Genomic DNA, 25,476 nt, shown 5'->3' on the forward strand with positions numbered 1-25,476 from the left:
AGAGACGCAAGCCACATCATTTGATCGTTAACTTCTCAAGGGGCAGCGAACCGTTACGCAGGCCCCTCACACGAGGCCTTCCTATGCGCTATGAGCTTTACTATTGGCCCGACATACAAGGCCGCGGTGAATTCGTCCGGATCGCCCTCGAGGAGGCCGGCGCCGCCTATGTGGATGTGGCCCGTCTATCTGGGCATGGCAAGGGCGTCCGGGCGATGATGGGCCTTCTTGAGGACCCTAAGATTGGTCATCCGCCGTTCGCCCCGCCATTTCTAAAGGCCGGCAAGCTGGTGATCGCTCAGACCGCTAACATCCTGCTTTATTTAGGTCCGCGGCTCGGGCTCGTGCCTAAGGCGGAGGCAAGCCGGCTGTGGGCGCATCAGCTACAATTGACCATCGCCGACTTTGCGGCGGAGACCCATGACGTGCATCATCCGATCGCGGGCAGCCTGTACTATCACCAGCAGAAGCGCGAGTCACGGCGGCGAGCGGGATATTTCACCGCCGAGCGGATGCCAAAGTTGCTCGGGTACTTCGAGCGCACCCTGGCCGGCAACCGGAAGGGTAGCGGGTATATCTTAGGTCGCACCCTGTGCTACGTCGACCTGTCGATCTTCCAGCTCATCGCCGGTCTCCGTTACGCGTTCCCGAAGACGATGCAGCGCTTGGAACCGAAGTATCCCGAACTGGTGCTGCTGCACGATAAGGTTGCGGCTCGCCGGAACCTGTCCGCGTACCTGTCCTCTGAGCGGCGCATACCCTTCAATGAAAACGACATCTTCCGCCATTATCCGGAGCTGGATGCCTAGGGCATCCCATTTCGCTCGGGCATTGCGCCATCCCCGCCGATCGCACGTTGCGGAGCTCTTCCATCTAGTGGTAGCATGATTAACCCGTGCGGCAATCAAGTGATCGTGACCGCCATCATATCGAGTGAGAGGAGGCTTGGACATGAACTGGAAAGAACAGCTAGACAAGGCGATTGACACCCTGAAACAGGTGGCCGAGAGTGATACGGTGAAGGGACTGACTGCCAAGGCCAAGGATACGGCCAGCAAGCTGGCTCAAAGGGCGAAGAGCGGGGCCCTGGGTGCCGCGGAGGCCTTCATCGAGGCCAATTCTGATCCTGCGGCGTTCAAGGTCCGTTATCTGAACGCCGACGTCAGCGTGGTATCGCCGTCGGATGGTATCGAGGTGACGCGCCCGAGCCCAGGCAGCGTTGTCATCTCCGATGGCGCCGGCAACGGGATCGTCATCAACGCAGCGGCGGACAAGGCCTATGTCTCCGAGCAGATCGGAACGGTCGCGCAGCTTGGCGCCAACGCTTTCGATCTCGGGGCAGAAGACGGTGTCAACGTCGTCGTCCTCAAGGATTGAGCCCAAATACCTGAGCACAAATATAGCAGAGCAGAAAGGGGCGGGGATCGATTTATGAGGCGACCACCGGGACCTGACGAAAGAACCTGGCCACTTTTGCCCTTTGACCCGTTCGAAATCATCGTGCATCGGCACGGATGTCGTCCTCGTGCTCACGGAATGCGCCGGGAATGTTGCCCTGGTAGAGCACGTGCTCCCCGCGGGAGAGGGAGCCTAAAAGGAGGCGATTTATGACCGTAGCCGCTATCTGAAGGTCCAGAAACCCTATGCACGCCTGGTGAAGGGCTTGTAATGGCGTTTTAGCTCGTCGCCGGCCTCGCTTTTCTAGAACTGAAGGGAGATGATTCCTCCCGGAAAGTCCGGCGCTTCCTCTACGATATACTCATGGAGGAGCGATTTCGCTCGCACATACTTCTCAAGCGAGCCTTCGAGCTCGAGGAAGAAGATGGCGCTCAGATCCGAGCCGACTACGGGTAGTTCCGGACCGCGACAGCGCCGGAGGTAGATACCCTCCCGCGCGAGCTTTCGAACCTGGTTATCAAGGATGCCGGGTTCATCCGGTAGACGTATGCGGAGCCGGTATATCGAGTGGATGTGCTTGATCCGAAGATCGCCCCGCCGTCGCTGAAGTCGTTTCAGCTCCGCTTCCGTCTGATGGGCGTTCGAATCTTGTACCACGACAATGCACCGCACCCTTCGCATCGTAAAAAAAGGGATCGGGCTCGTTCTAATCGCCTTAAAATCGCAATACCGGATGTTTACTTCCGCCCTTCGCAGGGATCCTGTAATGGCGGCGCCTATCCCGACGCCGTCGGTGCATAGGAAACGAAATTCTATCATGTGTTTTCTATCGGTTAGCACACGATCAATCAAACACGGGTGATGATGAAGCGTAGCGCCATCAGATAGAGCACTGCCATGAGGACACGCTCAACCGCTTCGCGCGTCGTTGCGCCCGGGTCGGAGAGCGGATAGAGAATGCAAGCCAAAATCGCCGCGGCGGCGATGACCAGCGCGGCGAGGAGCAACGTCGAGACCTTGGAAACGCCCCGCCAGAAAAGCGATTGGTTCTTGGTGTAATCCCCGTCGGGCGGCGCAGGCACCTTGTCATGGACGATGAAGTCCGCGATACGTGGCCATTGCGTCTCGACCAGCGCCGCCGAGTGACTACCGATGACGTATCTCACTTCGTGCACCTTGGGAACGACGCGCGCCTGGTCGAAACCGGCGAACCCAGCGCCACCCAGATCGAAGAACCTGCGCAGCGGCTCCAGGCCTTGCGGAAAGATTGCCACCACCCAATCGCGTGTCGCGACCATGTTCACGACTTGGTTCACCCGCGCCGGCGGCGGTGCGATAAATTTGGCCCAGTCGTAGCCACGCCGTACGACGCTGCCGGCAAAGAGGACATTCCGGAACCGGGCGGCGGGGTAATCCTGCAGGGCGCGGGCGACCAGGTAGGTGCCGTTTGAATGCCCGACATAGGAGAATTCGGCCTCGGGATAGCACGATCGTGCGCCGACATATTCGTCCATCAGCCATTCGACCTTCTGCCGTCTGATCCAAGGCAGAAGGAATGGCAGGATGGCGAAATAGCCGTAGCTCGAGGTGATGCAACGCCACTTCTTCGCTTCAGCGACCCCGCCGCGTGACGCGTTCTCGCGGATTTTTTGCGCAATCTTGCGCGTCCAATAGCCGTCGTCGCGAATTCCGTGGATCACGAACACGACGTGCTTCACCTCCTTGTCCGGTTCGGGAGGAAGTGTATCGGTGAGATAATCCCCTGGGACTTCCATCTTCGCGAGCTCGGTTTTATCTGTCGTCAGCACAGCCATGAAGCACGTTTTTCGGGCGGCGCCGAGCGTTCCGTCGCGATCAGATCGCGAGGGCGAGAAGACGATGGCGTCGCGATGGCGGGTGCGCGGGAGCTCGACGTAGAAATACGGGGAGTCGGGGCTGCGGTCGATGGCGAAATCCACCGCGTCGTCCGGCGCCACGATATTGTCCTGTGTGCCGAGGAGCTGGATGATGAGCGGTTCGGGCTTTCCCGGTTGTTGCGACCGGCGCAACGCCAGCCATTGTAATCGGGTCTGCACGATGAAGGGGGCACCGCGTCGCACATCGAAGATCGTCGGCTTGTCGGCGCCGGGCCAGAGGTGCCCCATCAAGCCGACCGCATTGCTGACGAACGACTCCGCCCAGCCCAAGCGGCCGGAGCTAACCCACCCCCGGTTCAAGCCGCCGAGATTGACGATTCGCTCGACGTTGCGGACCCAGTCGCGCGGGCCCGCGCCAGACAGATCTGGCTCAAACGGAACGCTCGTGGCGACGTCGGTCGCGGCCAGGAAGAGCCGCCGTGCGACGACGGCGCCCGTGCTATGGCCGACGAGGACGATGCGCGAATACCGGGCGGGATTGCGGCAGATCGCATCCATCCCCGCGAGGAGCTGGCTTACGATTGCTGCCGCCCGCGTGAAACTGAAGAAGCCGGAATAAGGCAGAGGCGGCACGAAGAGATCGAGGCCTGGCTCCTGGGCGTAAGCCTCACAAACGGCTTGCACCACATCTTTCATCTGGTCGGGTGTGCCCATCCAGCCATGTAGGGCGACGACGAGGAGCCGGCCGTGCTCGGGGCCGTCAGCCGACGGTTTGAAAGCTTGTGGGTATCCTTCTTGCCGCATCGATGCCCCTTGATCCGATATTGCTGTATTACGCGCTCCGATAGTGCTCTACCAATTGCGCGCCCCCCGAAATGCCTGCCAGTTCAAATGCCTAAGATGCTGGCAGAAGAAGGGTAAGACATTCAACGCGATTTCGCAACCCGGATGTTGCATCCTCGCTGGCCACCTACTAGAACGAAGTGCCGCCTGATATTCGCTTGGAGTACATGACAACGACCGGCACGAGCGGACCTGCGGGTCAAACGCCCGTCAGCGTCGAGGCTTCGGGCTGGGGCTGTTTGCGATAACATCGGCGAGCAGGCTGCGATGGCAGAGGCGGTGGTCGTCGCAGGCGCACAGCAGCGTGAGCGTGAGCCCGAAGTCGCGTTCCAGCGCCGAGAGCCATTCGATGAGCGGGCGTTGGCGCCGCATCTCGGAGAGGTAGCGCCGGCTGTAGACGCGCCAGAAACGGACGATCTCCGTGCCGAAGCGCTCGGGATCGGTGTTACGCCATTGTGCCTCGATGGCGTTCTTTTGCTCATGGTACCAATGGACCAGCGGCAACGTCGGCGCCAGCTCCGGCAGGAAGCCGTGCGCACTCCACTTCGCGACCCCACGCGGATAGCGCCGCATGACGATGAGCCGGCAGCCGTCCTCGGCCTCGGGCGGGGTATAGACGTGCTTGGTGCAGCGGATCGGCAAGGCGCGAAGGTGAGACTGCGCTTGACCCCCTCAGCGGGGTAAGAGACAGCGCCTGCCCTGGTAGCTCAGGATCACGCCCTCGCGGGTGATCTTTTCGATCGTGAGCTTGCCTTCCACCCGCTCGCCCTCCGTGTAGCGGAGGCCCTTGATGTACACCAGGCGCTCGGACGGGTCTTGCGAATAGGCCATGAGGTTGATCGCCAGGTCCGGGACCGCGGCCCTCCACTCGGCGGGCATCTGCATCCAGAGGGGCAGGACGTCTCGCACCGCCGTGGGCGGGGTGGGATCGGCGGGTTGAGGTTTCCCGCGCGCGGCTGCCGGCTGGGAGGTGGACGGCTCCGCGGCCACGATCGGCTCTGGCGAAGGGGTTCGTGATTCCTCATCGCGTGGCCGGGGTGGCGCGCCCAGGGACGAGGGGGCCGTCTCGCCTCTGGACCTCACGGGGTCCGACTTGCGGCGGCTATGAGGTTGATCGCCATAAGGTTGATCTAAAGCTTCCGGCGTCGCGGTCCGGTGGCGGGCCTCCGCGGTTTTCGGACCGACCTGGTCGCTCGCTACGGCGGCAGGGGAGGGAGGTGTCATCGGCGGTCCCACGCCCTCGGCCGTCGGCGGTACCGGGTGCCACAGGGTCCAGACCACGCCCGCGTTGACGGCCAAGGCGATGCAGAAGACCCCGGGCCAGACGAAACGTCGGGGCGTGCGTAGCCGCTGCACGGCGCCCAATCGGGGCTGCCCTGCCGCCTCCCTCTCTCGCTCGACCCTTTTCAGGGCTTCGAGGATGAAGGACATGCGCCTGTCACTCTTCGGGGCCGCGGACCCATGGGTCCGCTCCCCGGCGGAGTGCCGAATCGAGATGCACCAGTGTCTCGGCGCCCACTACGCCGTCTACCTTGAGCGATCGGCTGGTCTGAAACGCGCGTACCCGGGTACTCAAGGCATCATCGTAGACACGTGCGTCCGCGGACACCACCGGAGTCCTGTCCAACGCTCGGAACTGCTCTCGCAGCCACAGCACATCGGTCCCCTGGGCACCCAGACGAAGTAGGTGCCCGGTGAGCTTGGGCGGTCGCCAGAAGACCAGATAGCGCCGCGTCCACATCGGCTCCAGCGCGGCACGCGCCACGGGATAGCGTTCCCGACCGAGGTACAGGGTCGCTGCGCTATCGTTCATTCCAGATACGGTGCCGAAACGCGGCTCGCCCGAGAGAGAGCGTACCTCGATGATGACGGGCCGGTCGAGCCGCTGCAGGCGTTCCCAGTCACCGCTCTCCCACTGGCAGCGCCATCCGTCTCGGGCCAGGATCTCGCACGGGTCGCCGGCGGTCTGTGGCGCCTGCAAGCCAAAGGATGACAGGAGCGCGGCGAAGGCCTGGGTACGGTTCTCGTCCGGCGCGGAACGCCCGACGGTCTCCGCGAACCCCTGGGGCGCCGGGACCTCGGGTATCGCGGGGGCGGGACTGCCTGGAGGAAACGGGGCGGGGGGGGCGGGCGCGAGCGGTGGAGGCGCCGCGGCCGGTTCCGCGCCTTTATTCCTATAGGCCCCTTTATTCGAATGGGATAGGGGCGCGATGTCGCTCGGGGCACCGCCGGCGTCGAAGAGACCCAAGGCGCCGGGAGGGTTGCCGTACAGCCAGAACGAAACCGCCGCCGTCACGCAGAGGCCCGCGGCCGCTGCGAAGACCCGCCGCCCGATGCGTGGCGCCGGGACGCCCCGTACCTCGCCGATCGCCCGCCGTGCCGTGGCGATGTTTACGCTGGGCTGCTCCTGGACGTAGGCGCCCAGCAGGGCCCGATCGCAGAACACATTGATCAGCCGGGGTACGCCCTTCGATTGGCGGTAGACCTCGGCGCGGGCCTTTGGACTGAAGACCCGCGGGCTGCCCCCGGCCACCTCGATCCGGTGCGCGATGTAATCGAAGGTCTCGCGTCTCGAAAACCGCACCAGGTGGTAGCGGGCCGTGATGCGCTGGGCGAGTTGGCGTAGCTCGCTCCGGGCCAGGACCTCGCACAGCTCCGGCTGACCGACGAGGATGATCTGCAAGAGCTTCTTCTTGGTGGTCTCGAGGTTGGTGAGGAGCCGCACCTGCTCCAGGACCGGCGGGGAGAGATTCTGGGCCTCGTCGATGAGGAGCACCGTGGTACGCCCCCCGGCATGGGCCTCGAGCAGGTGCCGGTAGAGGGCATCGACCAGGGGCTTCTGGCGCACGTCGCTCTCGGAATACGGGATACGCAGCTCGTCGCACAGGCTGGCCAGGAGGTCCACCTCCGATACCCTGGGATTCAGCAGGAGCGCGACATCGAGGTGACCGGGCAACTCGGCCAATAGGGCCCGGCACAGCGTGGTCTTGCCGGTCCCTATCTCCCCGGTCAGCTGTACGAAGCCGCCGCCGTCTTCGAGCCCATAGCGCAGATGAGCGAGGCCCTCGCGATGGCGCTCCCCGAGATACAGGAAGCGCGGATCGGGGGTCAGGGAGAACGGCGCTTCCCGAAGACCGAAATGGGCCAGATACATCAATGGGCCAGATTACATGGTTTGCGCGCCGAGGACCGGTGCGGCGTCGGGGACCGCGAGGCCATCGTCGGCGGCCCCGGCCCAGTCCCCCTGGAGCTCCCGCAAGACCTCCCCCAGCGTGGTCGCCAGAGACGGTCGTCCCCCCGGTTATTGAGGCTGTCCCTGAGTGTCGTGGGTCAGGGACGGCGGGGCGTGGCGCAGTGACTTGTCGGCGCCCCTTTTTCCCGCTCTCGGCGCCTTGGTGATGCGCGTCAGCTCACGGATGCTGGCCTTGCGATAGCCGAGCGTCTCGGCCCTCACGAGGTTGGCGGCGCCGTGGGCATCGTCTCCCAGACCGTAGTACAGGACCGCGAGATTATAGTAGGGGAGGGGAGAATCGGGGTCCAACTCCGCCGCCGATTTGAGGAACGTCTCGGCTTGCTTCATGCTGCGCAAGGTCATGGCCGAGACGCCCATGTTGTTCAGGGTCATGACCTCCACATCGCGAGTGTAGGACCCTTGACTGAACCAGATGAGGTGGCGCAGACCCGGCCGCTCGCGCAACGTCGCCAAGAACCCTTCGAACGCCTCCAGCGCCTCACGATGCCGGCCCTTGAGCTGGAGCTTCTGGCCCCTGAAGAAGCCCTTCCAGTACATCTGCTGGACCCGGCCCGGGATGAGGAGCACGAGGCCGATCCCGAGGAGCACAAAGATCCGCCATTCCGGATAGACTTCCAGGATCCCATACCCGAGGGAGCCGGCCAGTCCGACCACGCTTAACATCAAGACGGCGTATTGGAGCCGGTACTTCGCGGTTCGGGTCAGTTGCGTATTGAATTTGATCATGAAAACTCACCTTATTATGTAGTCGCATTCCGCTCGCCGCGCGAACGCCTGGCTTCCGTGGCGGCCCAATCATTATTTAAACCTGGGCTACCATAAGCCCTTCAACGACAAACATCAATGCGGCGCGCGGCCGAGACCCCTGAGGCCGAGCGACCGCCGGGCGGCCCGCCACTGCCCCGACCCCCGCGGATCGGCGTCGGGGCGCTCCTGTGCCTAACCCTGCCGAGCGCCGCCTTCACGGTGCTGACCAACGGCTATCGCATCGTCGATCAGTATTTCGTCCAGGGGGTGTCGGTGGCGGCTCAGGCGGCGGTCAGCGCCTCGGTGTTCGTGCTGATCCTGTTCTACGCCGCCTTCGAGGTGGTGGCGAGCGGTGCCGGGCCCCTCATCGCCCGGGCGACCGGGGCCGGCGATCTCGAGCTCCGCCGGCGCCTCCTCGGCCAGTCGCTGTCCGCGATGCTGGTGCAGAGCGCGTTCCTGATGGCCATCGGGGTCGCGGCGGCGCCGGCCATCGCGGTCGCGCTGGGCCTCTCGGGGGCGCCGGCCGCGGAATGCAGCCGTTACCTGACAGCGCTCTTCGCCACTATCCTGCCGCTCGCGCTCACCCCACTCATCGATCAGACCTTTCTGGCCATGGGCAACGCCCGCGCGCCGCTCGTCCTGCATGCCCTGTCGCTGGCCTTGAACGTGGCCTTGACCCCGCTCCTGGTCTACGAGGCCGGGCTCGGGGTGGTGGGGGCCGCCCTGGCCTCGAACGCCGCGCGCGGTGTCGCCAGCGCCCTCGGGATCTGGCAGCTCAGGCGAGACCTGGGGCTCCGTTCGGCCCATTTGCGCGCCCGCGGCGATCTCCGCCGTATCCTGCGCATCGGTGCGCCCATGGCGCTCGGCACCGCGCTCTTCGCGGGGGTGTACTGGGGCCTCTTGAAGACCACCGTCTCGCCGCTCGGCGCGCATGTGACCGCGGCGCTCGGGATCGGCTTCTCGGCGCTCGAAGGCTTCACCTGGCCGCTCTTCCACGGGGTCGCGCTCGCCTCTGCCTCGCTGGTCGGCCGTGCGCTGGGCGCCCAACGGCCCGATCTCGCAAAGCGCACCCTCTGCACCGCGTTACCCGTCTCGACCGTGCTCGGTATCGCCGCCACGGCCGCGTTCTACTTCGGCGCGGTGCCCTTGACCGGGCTCTTCACCGATGACGATCTAGTCCACCGGGCGGCGGCGGAATACGCCGTGATACTCGCCGCTTCGCAGCTCTTTCTCGCCTGGGAGTCGCTGGGCGAGGGGGTCCTGGCGGGGGCCGGCGCGACCCGCGTGGTCTTCTGGTGCAGCGCGCCGCTCAACCTGTTACGCATCCCCTTGGCCTGGGTCCTGGCCTTCCCGCTGGGATGGGGCGCCGCCGGGGTGTGGTGGGCCATCAATCTCACGACTTACGGCAAGGCCGCGTTGAAGGGATGGATGGCCTGGCGGGGTGGATGGCTTAGACTGGAACCCTGAAGGGGAACCCCTGAAGGCGTAGCCGGCGCCCTCGGTGGATGGATTATAATCTCGGAGAGGCGCGCTCGGGTAGGCGGATGGCGATGACGCGATTCTGGCTGTACCAGTTGGGCAACGAGGACGAGCAGGTGATCTGGCGGGACACGATCCTTTTTTTCGCCATGCACCTCCTCGCGGTCTACGCCATCGCCTTTCATTTCGCGTGGCATGGGGTGGCGCTCGCCGTCGGCTCCTATTATCTGCGGATGTTCGCCTTGAGCGCCGGTTTTCATCGCTATTTTTCCCACCGCTCCTACAAGACCGGCCGGGCGTTTGCATTTTTCCTCGCCTTCCTCGGGGAGTGCTCGCTGCAGAAGGGTGTCCTGTGGTGGGCCAGCCACCACCGCCACCACCATCGCCACTCGGACCGGCCGGAGGACGTGCATTCGCCCATGCATAAGGGTTTCTTCTGGTCGCACATGGGCTGGATCCTATGCGAGAAATACAAGGACGCGAAGCCCGAGCTGATCCGTGATTTCATGGACTATCGCGAGCTCGTGTGGCTGAACGCCAACACCTGGCTGCCGGCCAACCTGTATATCGGGACCTTGGTGGCGCTATTCGGGCTCGACGGGTTCCTGTGGGGTTTTGCGGTGGCCACGGTGTTCCTGTGGCACGGGACCTTCACCATCAACTCCCTGGTCCACGTGTGGGGCACGCGGCCCTACGATACGGGCGACAACTCCAGGAACAATGTGCTCGGCGCCATCCTTACCCTGGGCGACGGCTGGCACAACAATCACCACCATTACCCGGTGTCGGTGCGGCACGGGTTCCGCTGGTGGCAGATCGACCCGACTTATTTTTTGCTGTGCCTCTTCGAGCGGCTCGGGATCGTATGGGACCTCAAGCGCCCGCTGCCCGCGCGGGTCGCCGCGACCTCGATGGCACGCGTATGATGCCGCCGGAGGGCCTTGCGACCGGAGTCCGGACTGCACACCCCACGCGCCACAGAGAACCAGTCACGGTTTTTCTGTTTTAGGCGGCTAAGGCTCGCCCCCATCCCGCGATGCAAGAACAATGGCAGGACCAGGCCATGGCGCTCGCCGGTGTGTTTCAGGCCGCGGCGCTCGTGGAGCGCCTGGCCAAGTCCGGCGCGGTCCCGAACGAAAACCTCAAGACCACCGTCGGGAGCCTGTTCGAGTTCGACCCCGACAACGTGGAGGCGGTGTTCGGCGGGAGCCCCGATTACCGCTTCGGGCTCAGTGTCGGCATCAGCACCCTCAAGGACATCTTCGATAGCAAGCAGCGCTCACCGCGCTTCGCGGACCTGGTCGGCTGTGTGGTGGGTTTGATCCAACTGGCGCGACAGCTCCGGAAGAGCCGCGACCTGCAGGACGGCGTGGGCCGCCGATTGCGCGAGATCCACGGGAGGCTCACCGCGGCGGGCGGCCTCCTGGCCGCAAGCGACGATGCCGTCATCGCCGCCGTCGCCACCTGCTACCAGGAGACCTTGAGCACCCTCAAGTTCCGCATCCAGGTGCGCGGCGATGCGCGTTACCTGCGCGACCCCGAGATCGCCGGCAAGATCCGGGCAGTGCTGCTGGCCGGGGTACGGGCCGCGATGCTATGGCACCAGATCGGCGGCCGGCGTTGGCACCTGCCGGTGTTTCGCAAGCGCATCCTGCGGGCCCTCGGCGATATTTCCTGACCTCCATTGCGGCGCTCGGGGGTTATGAAAGGATCGTCGCGCGCACAGCCGATCGGTTGGCCTCCTCAAGCGCGGCCGAGCGGCGGCTCGTCCATGAGCGCCACTTGTTCCCGCAATTCCAGGATCCTGTCCTGCCAGTAACGCGGCGTATCGAACCACGGAAAGGCCGCGGGGAATGCCGGGTCGTCCCAGCGCCGTGCGATCCAGGCCGAATAATGGATGAGGCGCAGGGTCCGCAGAGCCTCCACCAGGTATAGCTCGCGGGTATCGAACGCGTTGAAGTCCTCGTAGCCCGTCAGTACCGCCGCGAGCTGGCCGGTCATCGCGGCGCGATCGCCCGAGAGCAGCATCCACAGGTCCTGGACGGCGGGTCCCATGCGGCTGTCGTCGAAATCGACGAAGTGCGGTCCGTCATGGGTCCAAAGCACGTTGCCGGCATAGCAGTCGCCGTGCAGGCGCAGCGTTTCGACACCACCCGCCCGCTCGAAACAGCGCCGCACCCCCAGGATCGCCTGCTCGACGATACTACGGTAGGCAGGGACGAGATCGGGCGGGACCCATTCCCCGCCGAGCAAGAAATCCCGCGGCGACTCGCCGAAGCTCGCGATATCGAGCGTCGGCCGGTGCCGAAACGGCCGCACGGCGCCCACGGCATGGATGCGCCCGATGAAACGGCCCATCCACTCCAGAGTATTGAGATCGCCCAGCTCGGGTACGCGCCCACCATGTTTGGGATACACGCTGAAGCGGAAGCCCTGGTGCGCGTAGAGTGTCCGGTTGCCGTCGAGGGCGAGGGGCGCGACGACCGGGATCTCGTGCCCCGCGAGTTCCGCGACGAAGGCGTGTTCCTCCAGGATGGCCTCGTCCGACCAGCGTCCCGGCCGGTAGAACTTTACGATCACGTGCGGCACGGCCGCCCCCGGCCCGTCGTGTATGCCGATCTGATACACGCGGTTCTCGTAGCTGTTGAGCGCCAGCAGCCGGCCATCGCTACAGAGGCCGACGCCTTCGAGCGCGTCGAGCACGCGGTCGGGCGTGAGGTTGGCGTACGGCGGCGTGCTCATGCCCGGCATTGTACGCCGGGGAGGGCGGCACCCTGGGCGAGCGCCGCTCTGCGCTGGCGCCGAGCCGCGTTCGGGTGGGGTCTGCGAATGCGAGAGGGTTGTGGTGCTACTCGTCAAAAAAAAAACGGCGGGCTGCCCCGGGCCCGGCGGCCTTGGGCTGGGATCTCGACCGGGCCCTGGGCCTGTCCTCACCCGATGGACCGGCCGCGACCTCGGTCAGTCTGAGCTTCTCTCCCTGGCCCTCTTTTTGAAGCTTGAGCTGGCATGAATCGCTTCGATCGCATCTACGCCCTCCACCGGCTTCTGAGCGCCGCTTCGCTGCCGGTTCCGCGACGATGGATCGAAGAACAACTCGAATGCTCACGGGCCACCGCGAAGCGCATCATCGAAGCCATGCGCCTCTTCCTCGACGCCCCTATCGAGTATGACAAAGCACGCAACGGTTACTACTACGCGCCGTCGGAACGCAAATACGAGCTGCCGGGGCTCTGGTTCAAGGCCGATGAGCTGCTTGCCCTCCTGACCGCCCAACAACTCCTGCACGGTCTCCAGCCCGGCCTGCTCGACGAGTACCTCGGTCCGCTGCACCAGCGCATCGAGAGGATTTTGCAGGCCGAGCACCTGGGCTATAGCGAGGTAGGTCACCGCGTTCGGATACTCGGGATGGCCAAGCGCAAGACCGACACTATCCACTTCGCCACGGTGGCGACGGCCTTGCTCAGACGCAAGCAACTCCGGATCGCGTATCACGGCCGCGCCCAACCAGAGACCACCGAGCGCCATCTATCGCCCCAGCGGATCGTGCACTACCGCGACAACTGGTATCTCGACGCCTGGTGCCACCTGCGCCGGGCACTGCGAAGTTTCTCGCTCGACGGCATCCGCGCCGCACGCGTCGAAGAGACGGACGCTAAGGAGATCCCCGACGCGGAGCTGGATGTCCACTTCGCCGGGTCATACGGGATCTTCGCCGGGCCGCCGATGCACGCCGCCGTGCTGCGCTTCACCGCCGAACGCGCCCGCTGGGTCGCCAACGAAGAGTGGCATCCCCGTCAGGAAGCACAGTTCCTGCCCGACGGCCGTTACCGACTGAGCCTCCCCTACGGCGACCCGCGGGAACTCATCATGGACATCCTAAAGTACGGGCCGGATGTGGAGGTCATTGCCCCCGACCGCCTACGCGTGGCCGTGGCGGAGCGGTTGAGAGCGGCGTACCGAATCTATGTACAACAAAGCCGGACGGACTCACCGAATGAGCCACCGAGTGTGTAACCACTGGAAAAATCATGCCCATAGACGACCGCGGTGAAAGACCAACTCTCCAAGAATGTTGCAAGGCTGCATGCCTCGGGACATCCGCCAGATCAGGCTGAGATACACCGCATGCCAAGACCTCAAGAGCAAGGTCAATGCTTTTGCAGCCCCGGCGACAAGAGCGTCGGCCGAGGCGGCCAGATCCAGACCTGCTGGAAAGGGAAATGAGTTTCAATCATGACTTATTTTGCGCACAGCGAAAACCAACACGGAAAACGGCACCCGCTGTCAGAGCACCTGACTTGTGTCGGTAGAATGGCCGAGGAGTTTGCGGGGGATGCCGGGTGGAGTGCCGAGGCCAGGCTCGCCGGGTTGGTGCACGATCTGGGCAAGTATGGTGATCTATTTCAGCGTCTGCTGGAGTTATTGGGCGATGAATCAGCCGCCAGTGTCTTACGGAGCATCACACAACGAATCATCCACGATGACCTCAAAGGGAGCAAACCATGAAGTTCATCCACACCGCCGACATCCATCTCGACAGCCCGCTGTGCGGCTTGGCGTCGTATCAGAACGCCCCGGTGGAAGCGCTGCGCACGGCTACCCGCGACGCCTTCACGAACCTCATCAACGAAGCCATCGAAGAACAGGTGGACTTCCTCGTGATTGCCGGTGACTTGTATGACGGCAACTGGAAGGACTACAACACCGGCCACTTTTTCGTGCGCGAGATGGGGCGCCTGAATAAGGAAGCCATCCCGGTCTACCTGCTGTACGGCAACCACGACGCCGAAAGCGAGATGACCAAGCGGCTCACGTTCCCGCCCAACGTGCATGTGTTCGACGCGAGAAAGCCCATCACCCACCGCATCGAAGCCCTGCGCGTGGCCTTGCATGGCCGAAGTTTCAAGGATGCCGCTACGCTCGAGAACCTGGTCGTCGGTTACCCGGACCCGGTGGCGGGCTGGCTTAACATCGGGGTGCTGCACACCGCGCTCGAAGGCTATGCAGCGCACCCCAAGTACGCGCCGTGCTTGCTGGCCGAACTCACGGCCAAGGGCTACGACTACTGGGCGCTGGGCCATGTGCACGAGCATGCAGTGCTGCAGCAAGACCCGTGGGTGGTGTTCCCCGGCAACCTGCAAGGCCGGCACATTCGTGAGACCGGCCCGCGCGGCGCCGTGCTCGTCACGACCGACGAAACACGCATCGTCTCGGTGGACCGCCTGATCGTCGACGTGATGCGCTGGGAGCGCGTCAACGTGGATGCCAGCACCGCCCACGACCTGCCCGCGGTGGTCGGCCTCGCCAACCGCGCCTTCGAAGCTCTGCTGTCCAGCCAGGCCAACACCAAGCCGATGTCCGTGCGCGTGACCATCACCGGGCGCACGGCCGTGCATGGCGAGTTGTTCGGCATGCACGCCCAGCTCCGTGAAGAGATCCTTGCGCAGGCGGCCGCGCTGGGTGGCGATCGCCTATGGATTGAGAAGGTGAAGGTCGAGACCACGCCCGCCGTCGACGCCAGCCAGATCAGGGAACGGGCCGATGCGATCGCCGACTTGCAGGCCCTGATCGAACAGGTGCCAGCCGACGAGGCCTTCATGCGCAGCCTCGCCGAAGACCTGCAGAAGCTGACAAGCAGAGCGCCGCTGGATCTGACCCAAGCCGTGCCCGATTTCACGGCAATCCGCTCGGGCGACGTTGGCTCGATCGTCCAGTCCGTCTCGCCAGCCTTGATCGCGCAATTGGCGCAGGCGCACTGACCGCGACGCGGTCCTTCACACCGAGAAAAGACATAGATGCGCATCCAACAGCTCCTTCTACTTCGCTACGGCAAGTTCACCGACCAACCACTGGTGTTCCCTCACGCTAAACAGGATTTTCACCTGATCGTTGGCGCCAACGAAGCCGGCAAGTCCACCACGCGCAGCGCCATCCTCGACCTGCTGTACGGCATCGAGACACGTTCGACCTTCGACTTCCTGCATGCCAAGGCGGAGATGCGGCTGGAAGCCAGCATCGAGCACCAAGGCGCAACGCTGGACTTCATTCGGACCAAGGCGCGCACTAAGTCGCTGCTCGGCCCCACCGGCGCCGTACTCGCCGACTCGGCATTGGCCAGTTTCCTGGCCGGCACCGACCGCGCCTTCTTCGACCAAATGTTTGGCCTGGACCACGCCAGGCTGGAGGCCGGTGGCAACGCCATCCTCAGCGCCTCCAACGATATCGGGCAGATCCTGTTCCAGTCGGCGGCGGCATCGGCAGCCTGGGCACTGTACGTGACCAGCTCGAGGCCGAGGCCGACAAGCTCTGGGCACGCCGGCGCGCGGGCGATCGGGCTTACTACACCGCCAGCGATGAACTGGCCCGCGCCGAAGCCGCCCTGAAAGCCGCCACGGTGCGCACCAAGGACTGGATGGAAGCGCGCGGCAAGGTGCAGGACCTCGAAGATCGCCGCGAACTGTCCCGCGGCCGCTATCGGGCCTTCGAGGCCGAGCGCATTCGCCTGGAGCGAGTGCGGCGGGTCGCATCTCCGCTGCGCCAGCTGCGCGAATGGCAGGCAGAGCTGCGGCAACTCGGTGAGGTCGTGCTGCTGCCACACGACGCTGCCCAGCAGCTGGCTGATACCGAGCTCGAGCTAGCCGGCGCCGAACGTGACGAGCAGCTCTATGCGGGCCAAGCCAAGCAAGCGCAAGAGCAGCTTGAACTCATCCGCCTGGACGAGCGCCTTCTGAAACACGAAGCCGACGTCCTGATTCTGGCCGACCGGCGCCAGCAGACCCGCAACCACGAGCGCGACATCGACCGCCGCCAGTTGGAAATCACCGGGCATTGGGAGCAAGTGGAGGCGCTGGTGCGCCAGCTCGGCTGGCCGACCGCCACCGAGGAAGTCTTGACCGACAGGCTTCCCGGCCTGCCGGCCCGTTCCACGGTCGTTGGCCTGATCAAGCGCTTTGGTGTTCTCGACCAGGCGTGTCAGGTCGCCAACGACGCCGTGACTGAAAAGGCGGCCGATCAGGAGGCGTTGGAGATCCGGCTCAAAGGCCTGTCGGTTTCAACCGTGCCCCCGGCATTGCGCGTGGCGCTCACGGCCGCCCGGGCACTCGGCGACCCGAAAGCCAGCATCGGTCGAGACGAGGCGCTGGTTTCGAAGTGCACCCGCGAACGGGCATCGGCCCTGGCCGGACTGGGCCGTTGGTCGCCCGATCTGTTCACTCTGCGCGGGCTGGTGTTGCCGTCGGACCCAGACATCGGCGAACACCAGAAGCGCCACACAGACGCCCAAATCATCCGCAAGGCTCTGGCCGACAAGCACACCGATCTCAATGCCAGCATCAACGCGCAGGAACTGGAGATCACCCAGTACCGCAACGCGCACCACCCGGTCAGTCTGGCAGAGCTGGCCGAGGCGCGCGCCGAGCGCGATGCCATCTGGTACACCATCAAGTCGGGCGACCAGCCCGTGCACGAGTTGGCCGCAGGCTTCGACGTCAAGCTCAGCGCCGCCGACAGCGTGGCTGACCGGCGCCACGACAAAGCCCAAGAGGTCAGCGAACTGCAGTCCAAATTGGACGCACTGGAGCGCCTGAAACAGCTAGCCACGGAAAACGCAACCCGCCAAGCTGCCAATGACGCTGAGCGTGAATTGATGGAAGCGGATTGGGTGCATCTGACGGCACCCCTCGGGTTGGCTGGCCTGCCGCTGGGCGAGTTCGAGCCCTGGCGTGCGGCGCGGGACAAGGTGCTGCACGCAGATGACGACCTGACCGATGCGCAGCAAGCGCTGCGTGCCACACTGCAAACAGCACAGGGCGCGGCTGCCGCCTTGAGCGCGGCGTTACGCAGTGCCCAAATCGCTTTCGAAAGTGCCGCATCCTTCGAAACCCTCATGTTGATCGCGTCCGACGCCGTCGATGGTGCGACTCAAACCAACGCCAGGCTGGACGGACTCATCAAGCAGCGTGAATCGGCTACCGCCGCGTTGGCCAAGCAAAGGGAGAAGGCCGAGAAGGCACAGGCCGGATTGGACGCCTGGGTGGCCGCCTGGCGCGTTGCCACTGCCCAAGTCGGCCTGCCAGAGACCATTGATGTCCCATCTGCGGAAGGCGCACTGACCGTGATGGCGGAGATCGACGACAAGCTGAAAAGCATCCGCGAGATCCGCAAGGCCCGCATCGAAACGATGCAACACGACCTGCGCGACTTCGAGCAGGAGGTGGCGGTTGCGGTGAACGCCGCTGCCCCCGATCTGGTAGAGCAGAACTCCAGCGCCGCCGTCAACGAGCTGACGACAAGGCTTGCCAAAGCGCTTGACGACAAGAAGGAAGCCGAGCGCCTGCGCAAGGAACGGGAGGCGTACGACGATCAGGCGACGCACGCCCGCGCCCGCGTGGACCGGGCCAAAGCCACGGTGCTGCCGCTGCTGCACCTCGCGCAGGTGAACGGCTACGACGAGCTGCGTGTCCTGATCGCCCGCTCGGACAGGCGCCGGCTCGTCGACACTGCAGCGACTGCCGCGCAGAAGGCCGTGGAGGAAGGCGGCGACGGCTTGGCGCTGGAGTCGCTGGAAGGCGAGATCGCGGCCACCGACGCCGAGCAGATTCCGGTGCTGATGGTCGACATCGCCCGGCAGATCGACGGCGTGCGGCAGGAACAGGATGCGCTGACGGCCGAATTGACCAATGCCACGACGCAACTTGCTAGGATTGCCGGCCAGGATCATGGTGCGCGCGCCGAATCCGAGCGCCAGGACGCACTGGCCAAGATGGCCAATGCGGCCGAGCGCTACATCAAGGTCTACACCGCATCACGGCTGCTGAAGTGGGCCATCGACCGCTATCGCGAAACCAAGCAGGGACCCATGCTGGCCCGTGCCGGTGAGATCTTCTGCGCGCTCACGCTGGGCTCGTTCCAGAAGCTGACTGTCGATTTTGAAAGCGAGCCGCTGGCGTTGCATGGCGTTCGCGCCGAAGGCGGGCTGGTGAGCATTGGCGGCATGAGCGATGGCACCTGCGACCAGCTGTACCTGGCACTGCGCATGGCCGCGCTGGAACTGCACCTGGGCCAAGGCCATGCTCTGCCTTTCATCGCCGATGATCTGTTCATCAAGTACGACGACAAGCGTGCCAAGGCCGGGCTGGAGGCGCTCTCCCGGCTTTCCGAAAAGACGCAGGTCATCTTCCTCAGTCATCACGATCATCTGGTGCCTACCGTTCAAGCGGTGTTCGGGAGTGACGTGAACGTCGTCGCCTTGTGAAAGCCGTGTGCCTGAACGGATGACTGTCAGCATTCAACTGCGAGAGGGTCGTGGGGCACCCTCGTGAGTGGCTTGGTAGGCGTCGGATCGCATACCGTGCGATGCGAACGACGCCGCGCGCGCCGGACGGTGGCGGGCACGCATCGAGGAAAGGGGATATCCCACGGCCTGGCTCAAGCGTTATTTCGCCTCCAACCCGATCCGTGCCGAGGCCGTGTTCGGCTAATCGACGAAAGTGCGCGGCGCGTACGGGAGAAACCGGGAACGTCTCGAGCGCGAGACCAAGGGAGGCCGAAATCAAGCGCCTCGAGGCGGAGGCTCGTTTGCAGCAGGAGATGGCGGCAAACTCGGAACGCGAGCGAGCCCGCGCGGAAGAAGACAAGCAACGCGCCTTGGCCTCTGCCCGGACGAGTCGGCGGGGGATGCGCATGGAGGGCCGGAGCCAAGGTAGTTCACGTGGTTGCATCGCTATCACATCGAAGCTGAGATGGTGGAAATTCGCGCGGGTAGCTTCCAGATGGGTGACCTTCAGGGAACGGGTGACGCAGATGAAAAGCCGGTTAGAAAGAGTGGAGTTTCAAAAGCCGTTCGCCATCGGCAAGCGGTGACCTTTGCGGAATACGAGCGGATGCTCTACGCGCACCGTGGCGACACCACCAGTGCATGGTTTTGGAGCGATGATGTGTCGCAGGCGTGGATCTATGCGAATGTGTTCAACCGAGGCATGAGGCAGAACTAGAGCTGCTACTTTCCCGGCAACGATCTGTTCACGCCGCTCGAAAGGCGCACCGGCATCCCCATCGGCAACTTGACGAGCCAGTTCTTCGCCAATCTCTAACCAAACATATTTGAAATTTCAGACAGGGCTTTGGAGGTGTACCAGTCCACCTCAAGGGCGCTCGCACCCGGCGGGCGAGGTTCGACGCCCAGGGCGGCGGCGCGCTTTTGCCCTCGGACGGGACGGCCCGATCCCCACGATCCTCACTTGGGACGCGAGCGATCGGCGACCAAGGCCATGAGCTCCTTCGCGATCCGGTCGAGCGGCAGGATGCGGTCCACCCCGCCGAGCTTGACGCCCTCTTTCGGCATCCCCCACACGACGCTGGTCTCCTCGTCCTGGGCCATGGTGCCGGCACCGGCCTCCCGCATCTCCAGGAGGCCCTGCGCCCCATCGCTGCCCATGCCCGTCAGGATCACGCCTAACGCGTTGGGCCCGACGCTCTGGGCCACCGAGCGGAACAGCACGTCCACGGACGGACGGTGCCGGTTCACCGGCGGGCCGTCGCTCAAGAGACACACCAGGCGCGAGCCCTCGGACACCACCATGAGGTGATGGCTGCCGGGCGCGACATAGGCGTGCCCGGGGAGGATCTCCTGCCCGTCGTGCGCCTCGCAGACTTGCAGCGCGCAGAGCCCGTTCAAGCGGCGCGCGAAGGGCTCGCTGAAAGACTCGGGGATGTGCTGGGCGATGACCGTAGCCGGCGCGTCCTCCGGCAGGTTGGAGAGCAGGTCTTTGATCGCCTCGGTTCCGCCGGTGGATGCCCCGATCGCGATGATGCGTACGACGCGCTGGGTGGCGGCGCGCAGGGGAGGCGTCCTAGGCAGGACGGCTTCGGCGCTCAGGCGCGGGCCGAACTCTTTCAGGGCGCGGCTTGCGCCGGCTTCGCGCGCCTTGAGTCGCGCCTTGGCCGCCACCTTCACCTTGGCGATGAGCTCCTCGGCGAACTCGGACACCGTATGTTGCAAGCTCATGTGCGGCTTGGTCACGAAGTCGACCGCGCCGAGCGCCAAGGCCTCGAGGGTGATGTCGGCGCTCGTCGTCGTGTGCGTGGACACCATGATCACCAGCATGGGCCGCAGGCGCATGATGTTGCGTAGGAAGGTAGCCCCGTCCATGCGCGGCATCTCGACATCCAGGGTCAGAACATCGGGCTGCAATAGCTTGATCTTGTCGCGTGCCAGGTAGGGGTCGGCGGCCGCACCGACCACTTCGATGTCGGGGTCCTGCTGCAGGATGGTCTTGACGACCTTGCGCACCAGCGCGGAGTCGTCGATGACCAGGACACGCACCTTGCGCTCCGATGACTGGGCAGATGAAGGCACAAAGCTCATGGCGGTTCCACCTCGCGAAAACGGGATCAAGACGAGAACAACTCTACTTCGCCCGCGATGGGCTGGACCTGAAGCTCATGGCGGTAGCGGGCCTCGCGCTCGAAGATCGTGTCATTGCGCAAGGCGCGCAGTTTCTTGACCCGCACCCGCCCCCTCTCCGGGTCGTAATACACCTTGCGCGGGTAGATATCGCCCACGTCCTCTCCCGCCAGGGGCAGTTGCTCGGTGCGGATATATTCCCGCACAAATTCGATATTGCGGCGTCCGATATCCGTCATGTTCTTGAGTATCCGGCTGCCCCCTACGATCTTGACCTCGAGGTTTCTACGCTTTACCCCGAGCTTCAAGAGGTCGTTGATCATGTGCTCCATGGCGAAATTGCCATAGCGTGTCGCCGCGTTCGCACCCGGGCCCGAGTAGAGGTCCCGGCGATCGTTGCGGTTCTCAGGCAACATGAAATGGTTCATTCCACCGAAGCCCGTGGCTTTGCAGCGGATACAGGCCGAGACGCAAGACCCGAGCACGGTGACGATCAGCTCCCCGTGCTGCGTCACATAGTATTCGCCCGGCAGGATCTTGGCCGCGAACTGCGCCGTCTGGCGGTCCCAGTAACGCGTCACATGTTCGAATCCGCGCAACACCGGCGGTGGATCCTGGATCGGTGCGGTCCGCAACTTTATCGTGTCGCAATGGATCATCCTTGGTGCTCTCTCCCGGTTCACGCCTCTTTTTGATAGGTGTTCCGATGGATGAGCTTGAAGCGCTCCGAGACCTTGAACAGGCTCTCTGAATGACCTATGAAAAGGTAACCCCGGTCGACCAGGATGTCGGCCATGCGGTCGAACAGCGCCTTCTGGGTGGGCTTGTCGAAGTAGATCACGACATTGCGACAGAAGATGACATCGAAGGGACCCGTCATGGGCCATGCATCCAGCAGGTTGAGCTTTTTGAAGGTCACGAGGGAGGCCGCTTCGGCATCCACCTTCACGAGGCCCGCATTGGACCGCGCGCCTCTTCGGAACCAGCGGCGTAAACGCTCCGCGGATATCCCATCGGTGCGCTCCTCCGGATAGGTGCCGGCCTGGGCTTTCGCGAGCACGTTGGAGTCGATGTCGGTCGCCAGGATCTCGAGGTCCCAGCCGGCTGCTCGAGGCACGCACTCCCGAGCCACCATGGCCATAGAATAGGGTTCTTCGCCGGTCGAGCAACCGGCCGACCACAGGCGCAGGCGCCGACCCGGCGGGTTTCGTCCCATGAGATCGGGCAGGACGGGGCGTGCCAGGTAATCGAAATGGTGCGGCTCCCGGAAAAACCCCGTGAGGTTCGTAGTGATGGCGTTGACGAGCTCGACCAGCTCTTTGTGATCGCGGCGGCGGATGAGGTCGCAATACTCATCGAAGCCCGTGAGCTTGAGGCTCCGCAGACGCCGTACGAGACGCGTGTACACGAGCTGGCGCTTGGCGTCCGACAGCGCGATCCCGGAGTGCTCACGGATATACTCCCTCAGGAGCTCGAAATGCTCGTGCGTGAAATAGAACTCGGCCTGGTGTGCCGTGTGCGACGCGGCAGCCATGATTCAGAACAGATCGATAACGCCGCCTTCGCCAGGCGCAGGCATCATGGGATCCCTTTGCGCGGCCGCGCGGATGGTTGAATCCTCCGGCAGGACGGCATCGGCCAGGCTCCGCTCACAGTCCATGGTGTAATGGGCCCGGATCTCCCGTCGCAATACCTCCCAGGCGGTACGCGCGCCCCGCCTGGAGGGATCGCGCAGTAGCTCGGCGACCGTCCCGAGATTCGACGCGACGTGGGAGAGCTTTTGCGTCAACCGGTCGTGGAACTGCAAGGCCACGACCGCGCGCCGGATATCGTCGGAGAGCATCGTAGACGCCGGTCCATGAGGCGGCCCGGATCCCCCGTCGGAAGTCAGGCCCAGCCCCCCGACGATCGGTTCGATGGCGTTCGCAATGGATACGAACGCGCTGCCCAGGCTGCGCACGGAGCACTCCGCCTCGGATAGGGCCGCTTCGATGTGGGCCACGGCCAAGGTCACGAGCGCCGCCACCTCGGCCTGTTCATTCCAGCCCGGCGTTTGGGATCCGGGACACGAGACGAAGAGCCCGGTGCGGGTAGGGGTCACGCGGATGTATCTCTATAGCGTTCGAGTACCATGCCGGTCTTCCCGCCCTACGGCGACTCATCGGGCGCGGCCAGTCCGAGCAATGCCGAAAGGCCCAAGCCCGCGGCCGATCGCAGCAGGACCTCGCTCGCGCCCCGCCAGACGATCTCGACATTTCGCATTTTCGCTTCCCGAGAGAAGGCGACGAGGAGTTGGATGCCCGCCGTATCGGTCGAGCGAAAGAGCGAACCCCGGCGCCATCCAGATGAACGGCGCCGCCGACCGATAGGATCCCACCGAGTTGCTGTTTCAAACCCAATGCCTCCTGAATGGTGAGCGAGGGGCCCAGTACCATGGGATCCAGGGCCATGGGATCCAGCGCCATGGGATCAAAACTCCTCCCATTCCTTCTCGTCACCCCCGGCCACCGCAACCCGCTGGGCAGGCACCTTGGCCGGACTCGAGGTCGTCTTGGGACGCGCGCTCGGTGTTCCCGACCAGGGGCGTTCGGTGGCCCGCCGTTCTACCGCCGCCAGTGGTGCATGAGCGATGCGCTCCGGGGTCGAGGTGGCGGCCATCTCCTGGAGCTTGAAGAACTCCATGATCTCCGTGAGGTGATTGGCCTGTTCCTCCAGCGACTCGCTGGCCGCGGCGGCCTCTTCCACCAGCGCGGCGTTCTGCTGGGTCGCCTGGTCCATCTGGGTGATCGCTCGGTTCACCTGTTCTATGCCCGAGGACTGCTCCTGGCTCGCCGCGGCGATCTCGGCGATCATGTCCGAGACCCGCTTGACCGAGCTGACGATCTCGCCGAGCGCCGCACCCGACTGGTCGACGAGCTTGGATCCGTCCTCCACCTTCCTCACGCTGTCCTGGATGAGGTCCTTGATCTCCTTGGCAGCCCCGGCGCTGCGTTGGGCGAGGTTGCGCACCTCGGAGGCCACCACCGCGAACCCGCGCCCCTGCTCGCCGGCGCGCGCCGCCTCGACCGCCGCATTGAGCGCGAGGAGATTGGTTTGAAATGCGATCTCATCGATCACGCCGATGATGTCCGCGATACGCTTGGCAGAGGCATTGATCTCGGCCATGGCGGCGATCGCCGCACGCACCACTGCGCCGCCGCGTTCCGCCTGCTGTCGAGCGTTGGAAGAGAGCTGATTGGCCTCACGTGCGTTGTTGGCGTTCTGGCGTAGGGTCCCGGTGAATTCCTCCATGCTCGAGGCGGTTTCCTCCAGGCTGGAGGCCTGCTCCTCGGTGCGGCTCGACAGATCGGTGTTCCCTTGGACGATCTGATGCGCTCCGCTGTAAACCGCGACCGCCGTACGACGCACCTCGATAGTGACCTCGATCAGCTTCTTCTGCATCGTTTTGAGCTCGTGCAGCAGCCAGGCCCCTTCGTCCCGACCGATGACTTTGATAGTGGAGGTGAGGTCGCCCTTCGCGATCGCCGACGCCACCGCCGCCGTCGCTGCCGCGGAACGCTCCACGTCGCGGGTCACCGCGAAACCCAGGACCACGCCCGCCAGCATCAGGAACAGCGCCTGTGCCAGGGTGACATATTGATCATGTCTCAGGTGCTCGACACGCTCTCCCAGGAGGGCGCCCAGAGACGCCGATGCGGTATCGGCCAGCTTGAACGCGGCCGCGATGGCCTCGCTCCCCGCGGCGAAGACCTGCGCCGGCTTGACTTCGATCGGCGCTCCTTCGGGCGCCTGGATCACCTTAACGTCCACCAATTCGGTGAAGTTCCGGGATTTGGTGACCAACTCTTCCCGGACGGCGGCGGATCCCGCCTGCGGCCCCGATACCACCCTCGGTCGGGGGCCGCAGACGCTCGTCGATCGCGTCGAGGGCATCGCGAACCACGGCGAGTCCGCCGATCAGCTCGGCTTTCTGCTCACTCGTCAAACTCCCCGAGATTTGTATTCGTTGGGCCGTGAACCCGGTGGCCTTTCCCCGTAAGACGCCCAGACGTTCTCCCACGACCGGCAACCTGAATACCGCGATGTCGACGAGATGGGCGCTCTCGCGTTCGGAGTCCAGGATCAATCCCGAGGTGTCCGCGATGTAGGCCATGAGATCCTGGAGATCGGCGAGAATGGCAGTATGCCGCTCGAAGCTGTCCTCGGGCCTGAGTGCCAGGGCCTGTGCCTTGAGATTGTCCCAAGCCGTCTTCACGCGCCGCCACGGCTCCGCGCTGCGAAACTCCTGACCGTACTCGGACTCGAGGGCCTCCAGCCCTTCGATGTCCTTGGCGATCGTCGCTTGTTTGGGGGCAATCTCATGGGTAAACGGGCAAGTTTCAGCGTTAGTTGAACACTTGTTTGACATCGACGTGACAAAGTTTCAGCGTTAATTGAACGCTCATGGCTTCCCCTGAAATGGTTTGTTGGGACGAAGGTAAGGTACCTCGCGAAGC

Annotated in this window: 24 protein-coding genes and 1 pseudogene; 12 read left to right on the forward strand and 13 right to left on the reverse strand. The window is 64.3% G+C overall.

Translation table 11 applies throughout. The annotated features are described in order from the left end of the window. Positions 1–83: 83 nt before the first annotated feature. Both M3461_12725 and M3461_12730 read left to right on the forward strand, forming a co-directional pair. The gene (locus M3461_12725; GenBank protein ID MDQ3775145.1) at positions 84–809 is read left to right on the forward strand and encodes a glutathione S-transferase; all 726 of its coding nucleotides are present in this window, start codon (positions 84–86) and stop codon (positions 807–809) included. A gap of 142 nt (positions 810–951) precedes the next feature. Continuing rightward, positions 952–1,377 carry a hypothetical protein gene (locus M3461_12730; protein MDQ3775146.1) on the forward strand — a complete coding sequence of 142 codons (426 nt, stop codon included), beginning with the start codon at positions 952–954 and terminating at the stop codon, positions 1,375–1,377. A gap of 324 nt (positions 1,378–1,701) precedes the next feature. Here M3461_12730 and M3461_12735 read toward each other — a convergent pair whose 3' ends face one another. From M3461_12735 to M3461_12760, 6 genes are all read right to left on the reverse strand, one after another. Continuing rightward, positions 1,702–2,055 carry a hypothetical protein gene (locus M3461_12735; GenBank protein ID MDQ3775147.1) on the reverse strand — a complete coding sequence of 118 codons (354 nt, stop codon included), beginning with the start codon at positions 2,053–2,055 and terminating at the stop codon, positions 1,702–1,704. A gap of 191 nt (positions 2,056–2,246) precedes the next feature. Further along, entirely contained in the window at positions 2,247–4,058 is a 1,812-nt protein-coding gene (locus tag M3461_12740; GenBank protein MDQ3775148.1) for an alpha/beta fold hydrolase, read from the reverse strand. A 249-nt stretch (positions 4,059–4,307) separates the two neighbouring features. Then, a complete protein-coding gene (locus M3461_12745) occupies positions 4,308–4,739 on the reverse strand; it encodes a DUF488 family protein (GenBank protein MDQ3775149.1) in 432 nt (143 codons plus the stop codon). A 30-nt stretch (positions 4,740–4,769) separates the two neighbouring features. Next, the gene (locus M3461_12750; protein MDQ3775150.1) at positions 4,770–5,528 is read right to left on the reverse strand and encodes a general secretion pathway protein GspB; all 759 of its coding nucleotides are present in this window, start codon (positions 5,526–5,528) and stop codon (positions 4,770–4,772) included. 7 nt (positions 5,529–5,535) lie between these two features. After that, on the reverse strand, positions 5,536–7,251 hold the full coding sequence (locus tag M3461_12755) for an AAA family ATPase (GenBank protein ID MDQ3775151.1): 1,716 nt from the start codon (positions 7,249–7,251) through the stop codon (positions 5,536–5,538). Between the two features lie 147 nt (positions 7,252–7,398). Continuing rightward, positions 7,399–8,076 carry a tetratricopeptide repeat protein gene (locus M3461_12760; protein ID MDQ3775152.1) on the reverse strand — a complete coding sequence of 226 codons (678 nt, stop codon included), beginning with the start codon at positions 8,074–8,076 and terminating at the stop codon, positions 7,399–7,401. A 117-nt stretch (positions 8,077–8,193) separates the two neighbouring features. On the opposite strand from M3461_12760, the gene M3461_12765 reads away from it, so the two are divergent. From M3461_12765 to hflD, 3 genes are all read left to right on the forward strand, one after another. Next, on the forward strand, positions 8,194–9,564 hold the full coding sequence (locus M3461_12765) for an MATE family efflux transporter (GenBank protein ID MDQ3775153.1): 1,371 nt from the start codon (positions 8,194–8,196) through the stop codon (positions 9,562–9,564). 83 nt (positions 9,565–9,647) lie between these two features. Then, positions 9,648–10,502, forward strand: coding sequence for an acyl-CoA desaturase (locus M3461_12770; GenBank protein ID MDQ3775154.1), 855 nt, complete (start codon positions 9,648–9,650; stop codon positions 10,500–10,502). Between the two features lie 110 nt (positions 10,503–10,612). Continuing rightward, complete coding sequence (gene hflD, locus M3461_12775; GenBank protein MDQ3775155.1) at positions 10,613–11,254, forward strand: high frequency lysogenization protein HflD; 642 nt, start codon at positions 10,613–10,615, stop codon at positions 11,252–11,254. A gap of 65 nt (positions 11,255–11,319) precedes the next feature. Here hflD and M3461_12780 read toward each other — a convergent pair whose 3' ends face one another. Further along, a complete protein-coding gene (locus M3461_12780) occupies positions 11,320–12,318 on the reverse strand; it encodes a serine/threonine protein kinase (GenBank protein MDQ3775156.1) in 999 nt (332 codons plus the stop codon). Between the two features lie 264 nt (positions 12,319–12,582). On the opposite strand from M3461_12780, the gene M3461_12785 reads away from it, so the two are divergent. The 7 genes and pseudogenes from M3461_12785 to M3461_12815 all read left to right on the forward strand — a co-directional run bounded on the left by M3461_12785 (position 12,583) and on the right by M3461_12815 (position 19,664). Continuing rightward, positions 12,583–13,590, forward strand: a complete 1,008-nt coding sequence (locus M3461_12785; protein ID MDQ3775157.1) for a WYL domain-containing protein — start codon at positions 12,583–12,585, stop codon at positions 13,588–13,590. Between the two features lie 297 nt (positions 13,591–13,887). Further along, positions 13,888–14,082, forward strand: a complete 195-nt coding sequence (locus tag M3461_12790; GenBank protein ID MDQ3775158.1) for a hypothetical protein — start codon at positions 13,888–13,890, stop codon at positions 14,080–14,082. Continuing rightward, positions 14,079–15,335, forward strand: a complete 1,257-nt coding sequence (locus M3461_12795) for a DNA repair exonuclease (GenBank protein ID MDQ3775159.1) — start codon at positions 14,079–14,081, stop codon at positions 15,333–15,335. Before M3461_12790 ends, M3461_12795 begins: the two co-directional genes overlap by 4 nt. A 36-nt stretch (positions 15,336–15,371) precedes the next feature. Continuing rightward, a complete protein-coding gene (locus M3461_12800) occupies positions 15,372–15,959 on the forward strand; it encodes an AAA family ATPase (GenBank protein MDQ3775160.1) in 588 nt (195 codons plus the stop codon). 11 nt (positions 15,960–15,970) lie between these two features. Further along, on the forward strand, positions 15,971–18,829 hold the full coding sequence (locus M3461_12805) for a hypothetical protein (GenBank protein ID MDQ3775161.1): 2,859 nt from the start codon (positions 15,971–15,973) through the stop codon (positions 18,827–18,829). A gap of 460 nt (positions 18,830–19,289) precedes the next feature. Continuing rightward, on the forward strand, positions 19,290–19,568 hold the full coding sequence (locus M3461_12810) for a formylglycine-generating enzyme family protein (protein ID MDQ3775162.1): 279 nt from the start codon (positions 19,290–19,292) through the stop codon (positions 19,566–19,568). Positions 19,569–19,574: 6 nt separating this feature from the next. Then, positions 19,575–19,664 (forward strand): annotated as a pseudogene (locus M3461_12815) (RNA-directed DNA polymerase). Positions 19,665–19,810: 146 nt separating this feature from the next. On the opposite strand, the gene M3461_12820 reads toward M3461_12815, so the two are convergent. The 6 genes from M3461_12820 to M3461_12845 form a co-directional block, all read right to left on the reverse strand. Then, positions 19,811–20,941, reverse strand: a complete 1,131-nt coding sequence (locus M3461_12820; protein ID MDQ3775163.1) for a chemotaxis response regulator protein-glutamate methylesterase — start codon at positions 20,939–20,941, stop codon at positions 19,811–19,813. A 26-nt stretch (positions 20,942–20,967) separates the two neighbouring features. Beyond that, the gene (cheD, locus tag M3461_12825) at positions 20,968–21,639 is read right to left on the reverse strand and encodes a chemoreceptor glutamine deamidase CheD (protein MDQ3775164.1); all 672 of its coding nucleotides are present in this window, start codon (positions 21,637–21,639) and stop codon (positions 20,968–20,970) included. A gap of 20 nt (positions 21,640–21,659) precedes the next feature. Further along, complete coding sequence (locus tag M3461_12830) at positions 21,660–22,514, reverse strand: protein-glutamate O-methyltransferase (protein MDQ3775165.1); 855 nt, start codon at positions 22,512–22,514, stop codon at positions 21,660–21,662. A 3-nt stretch (positions 22,515–22,517) separates the two neighbouring features. Continuing rightward, a complete protein-coding gene (locus M3461_12835; GenBank protein MDQ3775166.1) occupies positions 22,518–23,081 on the reverse strand; it encodes a hypothetical protein in 564 nt (187 codons plus the stop codon). A 368-nt stretch (positions 23,082–23,449) separates the two neighbouring features. After that, positions 23,450–24,823, reverse strand: a complete 1,374-nt coding sequence (locus M3461_12840; protein ID MDQ3775167.1) for a methyl-accepting chemotaxis protein — start codon at positions 24,821–24,823, stop codon at positions 23,450–23,452. Then, on the reverse strand, positions 24,780–25,388 hold the full coding sequence (locus tag M3461_12845) for a hypothetical protein (GenBank protein MDQ3775168.1): 609 nt from the start codon (positions 25,386–25,388) through the stop codon (positions 24,780–24,782). Before M3461_12845 ends, M3461_12840 begins: the two co-directional genes overlap by 44 nt. Positions 25,389–25,476: the final 88 nt, after the last annotated feature.

Source organism: Pseudomonadota bacterium (assembly GCA_030860485.1).
In the GTDB taxonomy this organism is placed as follows: domain Bacteria; phylum Pseudomonadota; class Gammaproteobacteria; order JACCXJ01; family JACCXJ01; genus JACCXJ01.

What these genes read in the sequence shown, in the direction of transcription:
- M3461_12785 (MDQ3775157.1), top strand. Translation starts at nt 12,583, where the DNA reads ATGAATCGCTTCGATCGCATCTACGCCCTCCACCGGCTTCTGAGCGCC.
- M3461_12730 (MDQ3775146.1), top strand. Translation starts at nt 952, where the DNA reads ATGAACTGGAAAGAACAGCTAGACAAGGCGATTGACACCCTGAAACAG.
- M3461_12795 (MDQ3775159.1), top strand. Translation starts at nt 14,079, where the DNA reads ATGAAGTTCATCCACACCGCCGACATCCATCTCGACAGCCCGCTGTGC.
- M3461_12760 (MDQ3775152.1), bottom strand. Translation starts at nt 8,076, where the DNA reads ATGATCAAATTCAATACGCAACTGACCCGAACCGCGAAGTACCGGCTC.
- hflD (MDQ3775155.1), top strand. Translation starts at nt 10,613, where the DNA reads ATGCAAGAACAATGGCAGGACCAGGCCATGGCGCTCGCCGGTGTGTTT.
- M3461_12780 (MDQ3775156.1), bottom strand. Translation starts at nt 12,318, where the DNA reads ATGAGCACGCCGCCGTACGCCAACCTCACGCCCGACCGCGTGCTCGAC.
- M3461_12765 (MDQ3775153.1), top strand. Translation starts at nt 8,194, where the DNA reads ATGCGGCGCGCGGCCGAGACCCCTGAGGCCGAGCGACCGCCGGGCGGC.
- M3461_12740 (MDQ3775148.1), bottom strand. Translation starts at nt 4,058, where the DNA reads ATGCGGCAAGAAGGATACCCACAAGCTTTCAAACCGTCGGCTGACGGC.
- M3461_12820 (MDQ3775163.1), bottom strand. Translation starts at nt 20,941, where the DNA reads ATGAGCTTTGTGCCTTCATCTGCCCAGTCATCGGAGCGCAAGGTGCGT.
- M3461_12800 (MDQ3775160.1), top strand. Translation starts at nt 15,372, where the DNA reads ATGCGCATCCAACAGCTCCTTCTACTTCGCTACGGCAAGTTCACCGAC.
- cheD (MDQ3775164.1), bottom strand. Translation starts at nt 21,639, where the DNA reads ATGATCCATTGCGACACGATAAAGTTGCGGACCGCACCGATCCAGGAT.
- M3461_12845 (MDQ3775168.1), bottom strand. Translation starts at nt 25,388, where the DNA reads ATGTCAAACAAGTGTTCAACTAACGCTGAAACTTGCCCGTTTACCCAT.
- M3461_12725 (MDQ3775145.1), top strand. Translation starts at nt 84, where the DNA reads ATGCGCTATGAGCTTTACTATTGGCCCGACATACAAGGCCGCGGTGAA.
- M3461_12830 (MDQ3775165.1), bottom strand. Translation starts at nt 22,514, where the DNA reads ATGGCTGCCGCGTCGCACACGGCACACCAGGCCGAGTTCTATTTCACG.
- M3461_12790 (MDQ3775158.1), top strand. Translation starts at nt 13,888, where the DNA reads ATGGCCGAGGAGTTTGCGGGGGATGCCGGGTGGAGTGCCGAGGCCAGG.
- M3461_12755 (MDQ3775151.1), bottom strand. Translation starts at nt 7,251, where the DNA reads ATGTATCTGGCCCATTTCGGTCTTCGGGAAGCGCCGTTCTCCCTGACC.
- M3461_12750 (MDQ3775150.1), bottom strand. Translation starts at nt 5,528, where the DNA reads ATGTCCTTCATCCTCGAAGCCCTGAAAAGGGTCGAGCGAGAGAGGGAG.
- M3461_12770 (MDQ3775154.1), top strand. Translation starts at nt 9,648, where the DNA reads ATGACGCGATTCTGGCTGTACCAGTTGGGCAACGAGGACGAGCAGGTG.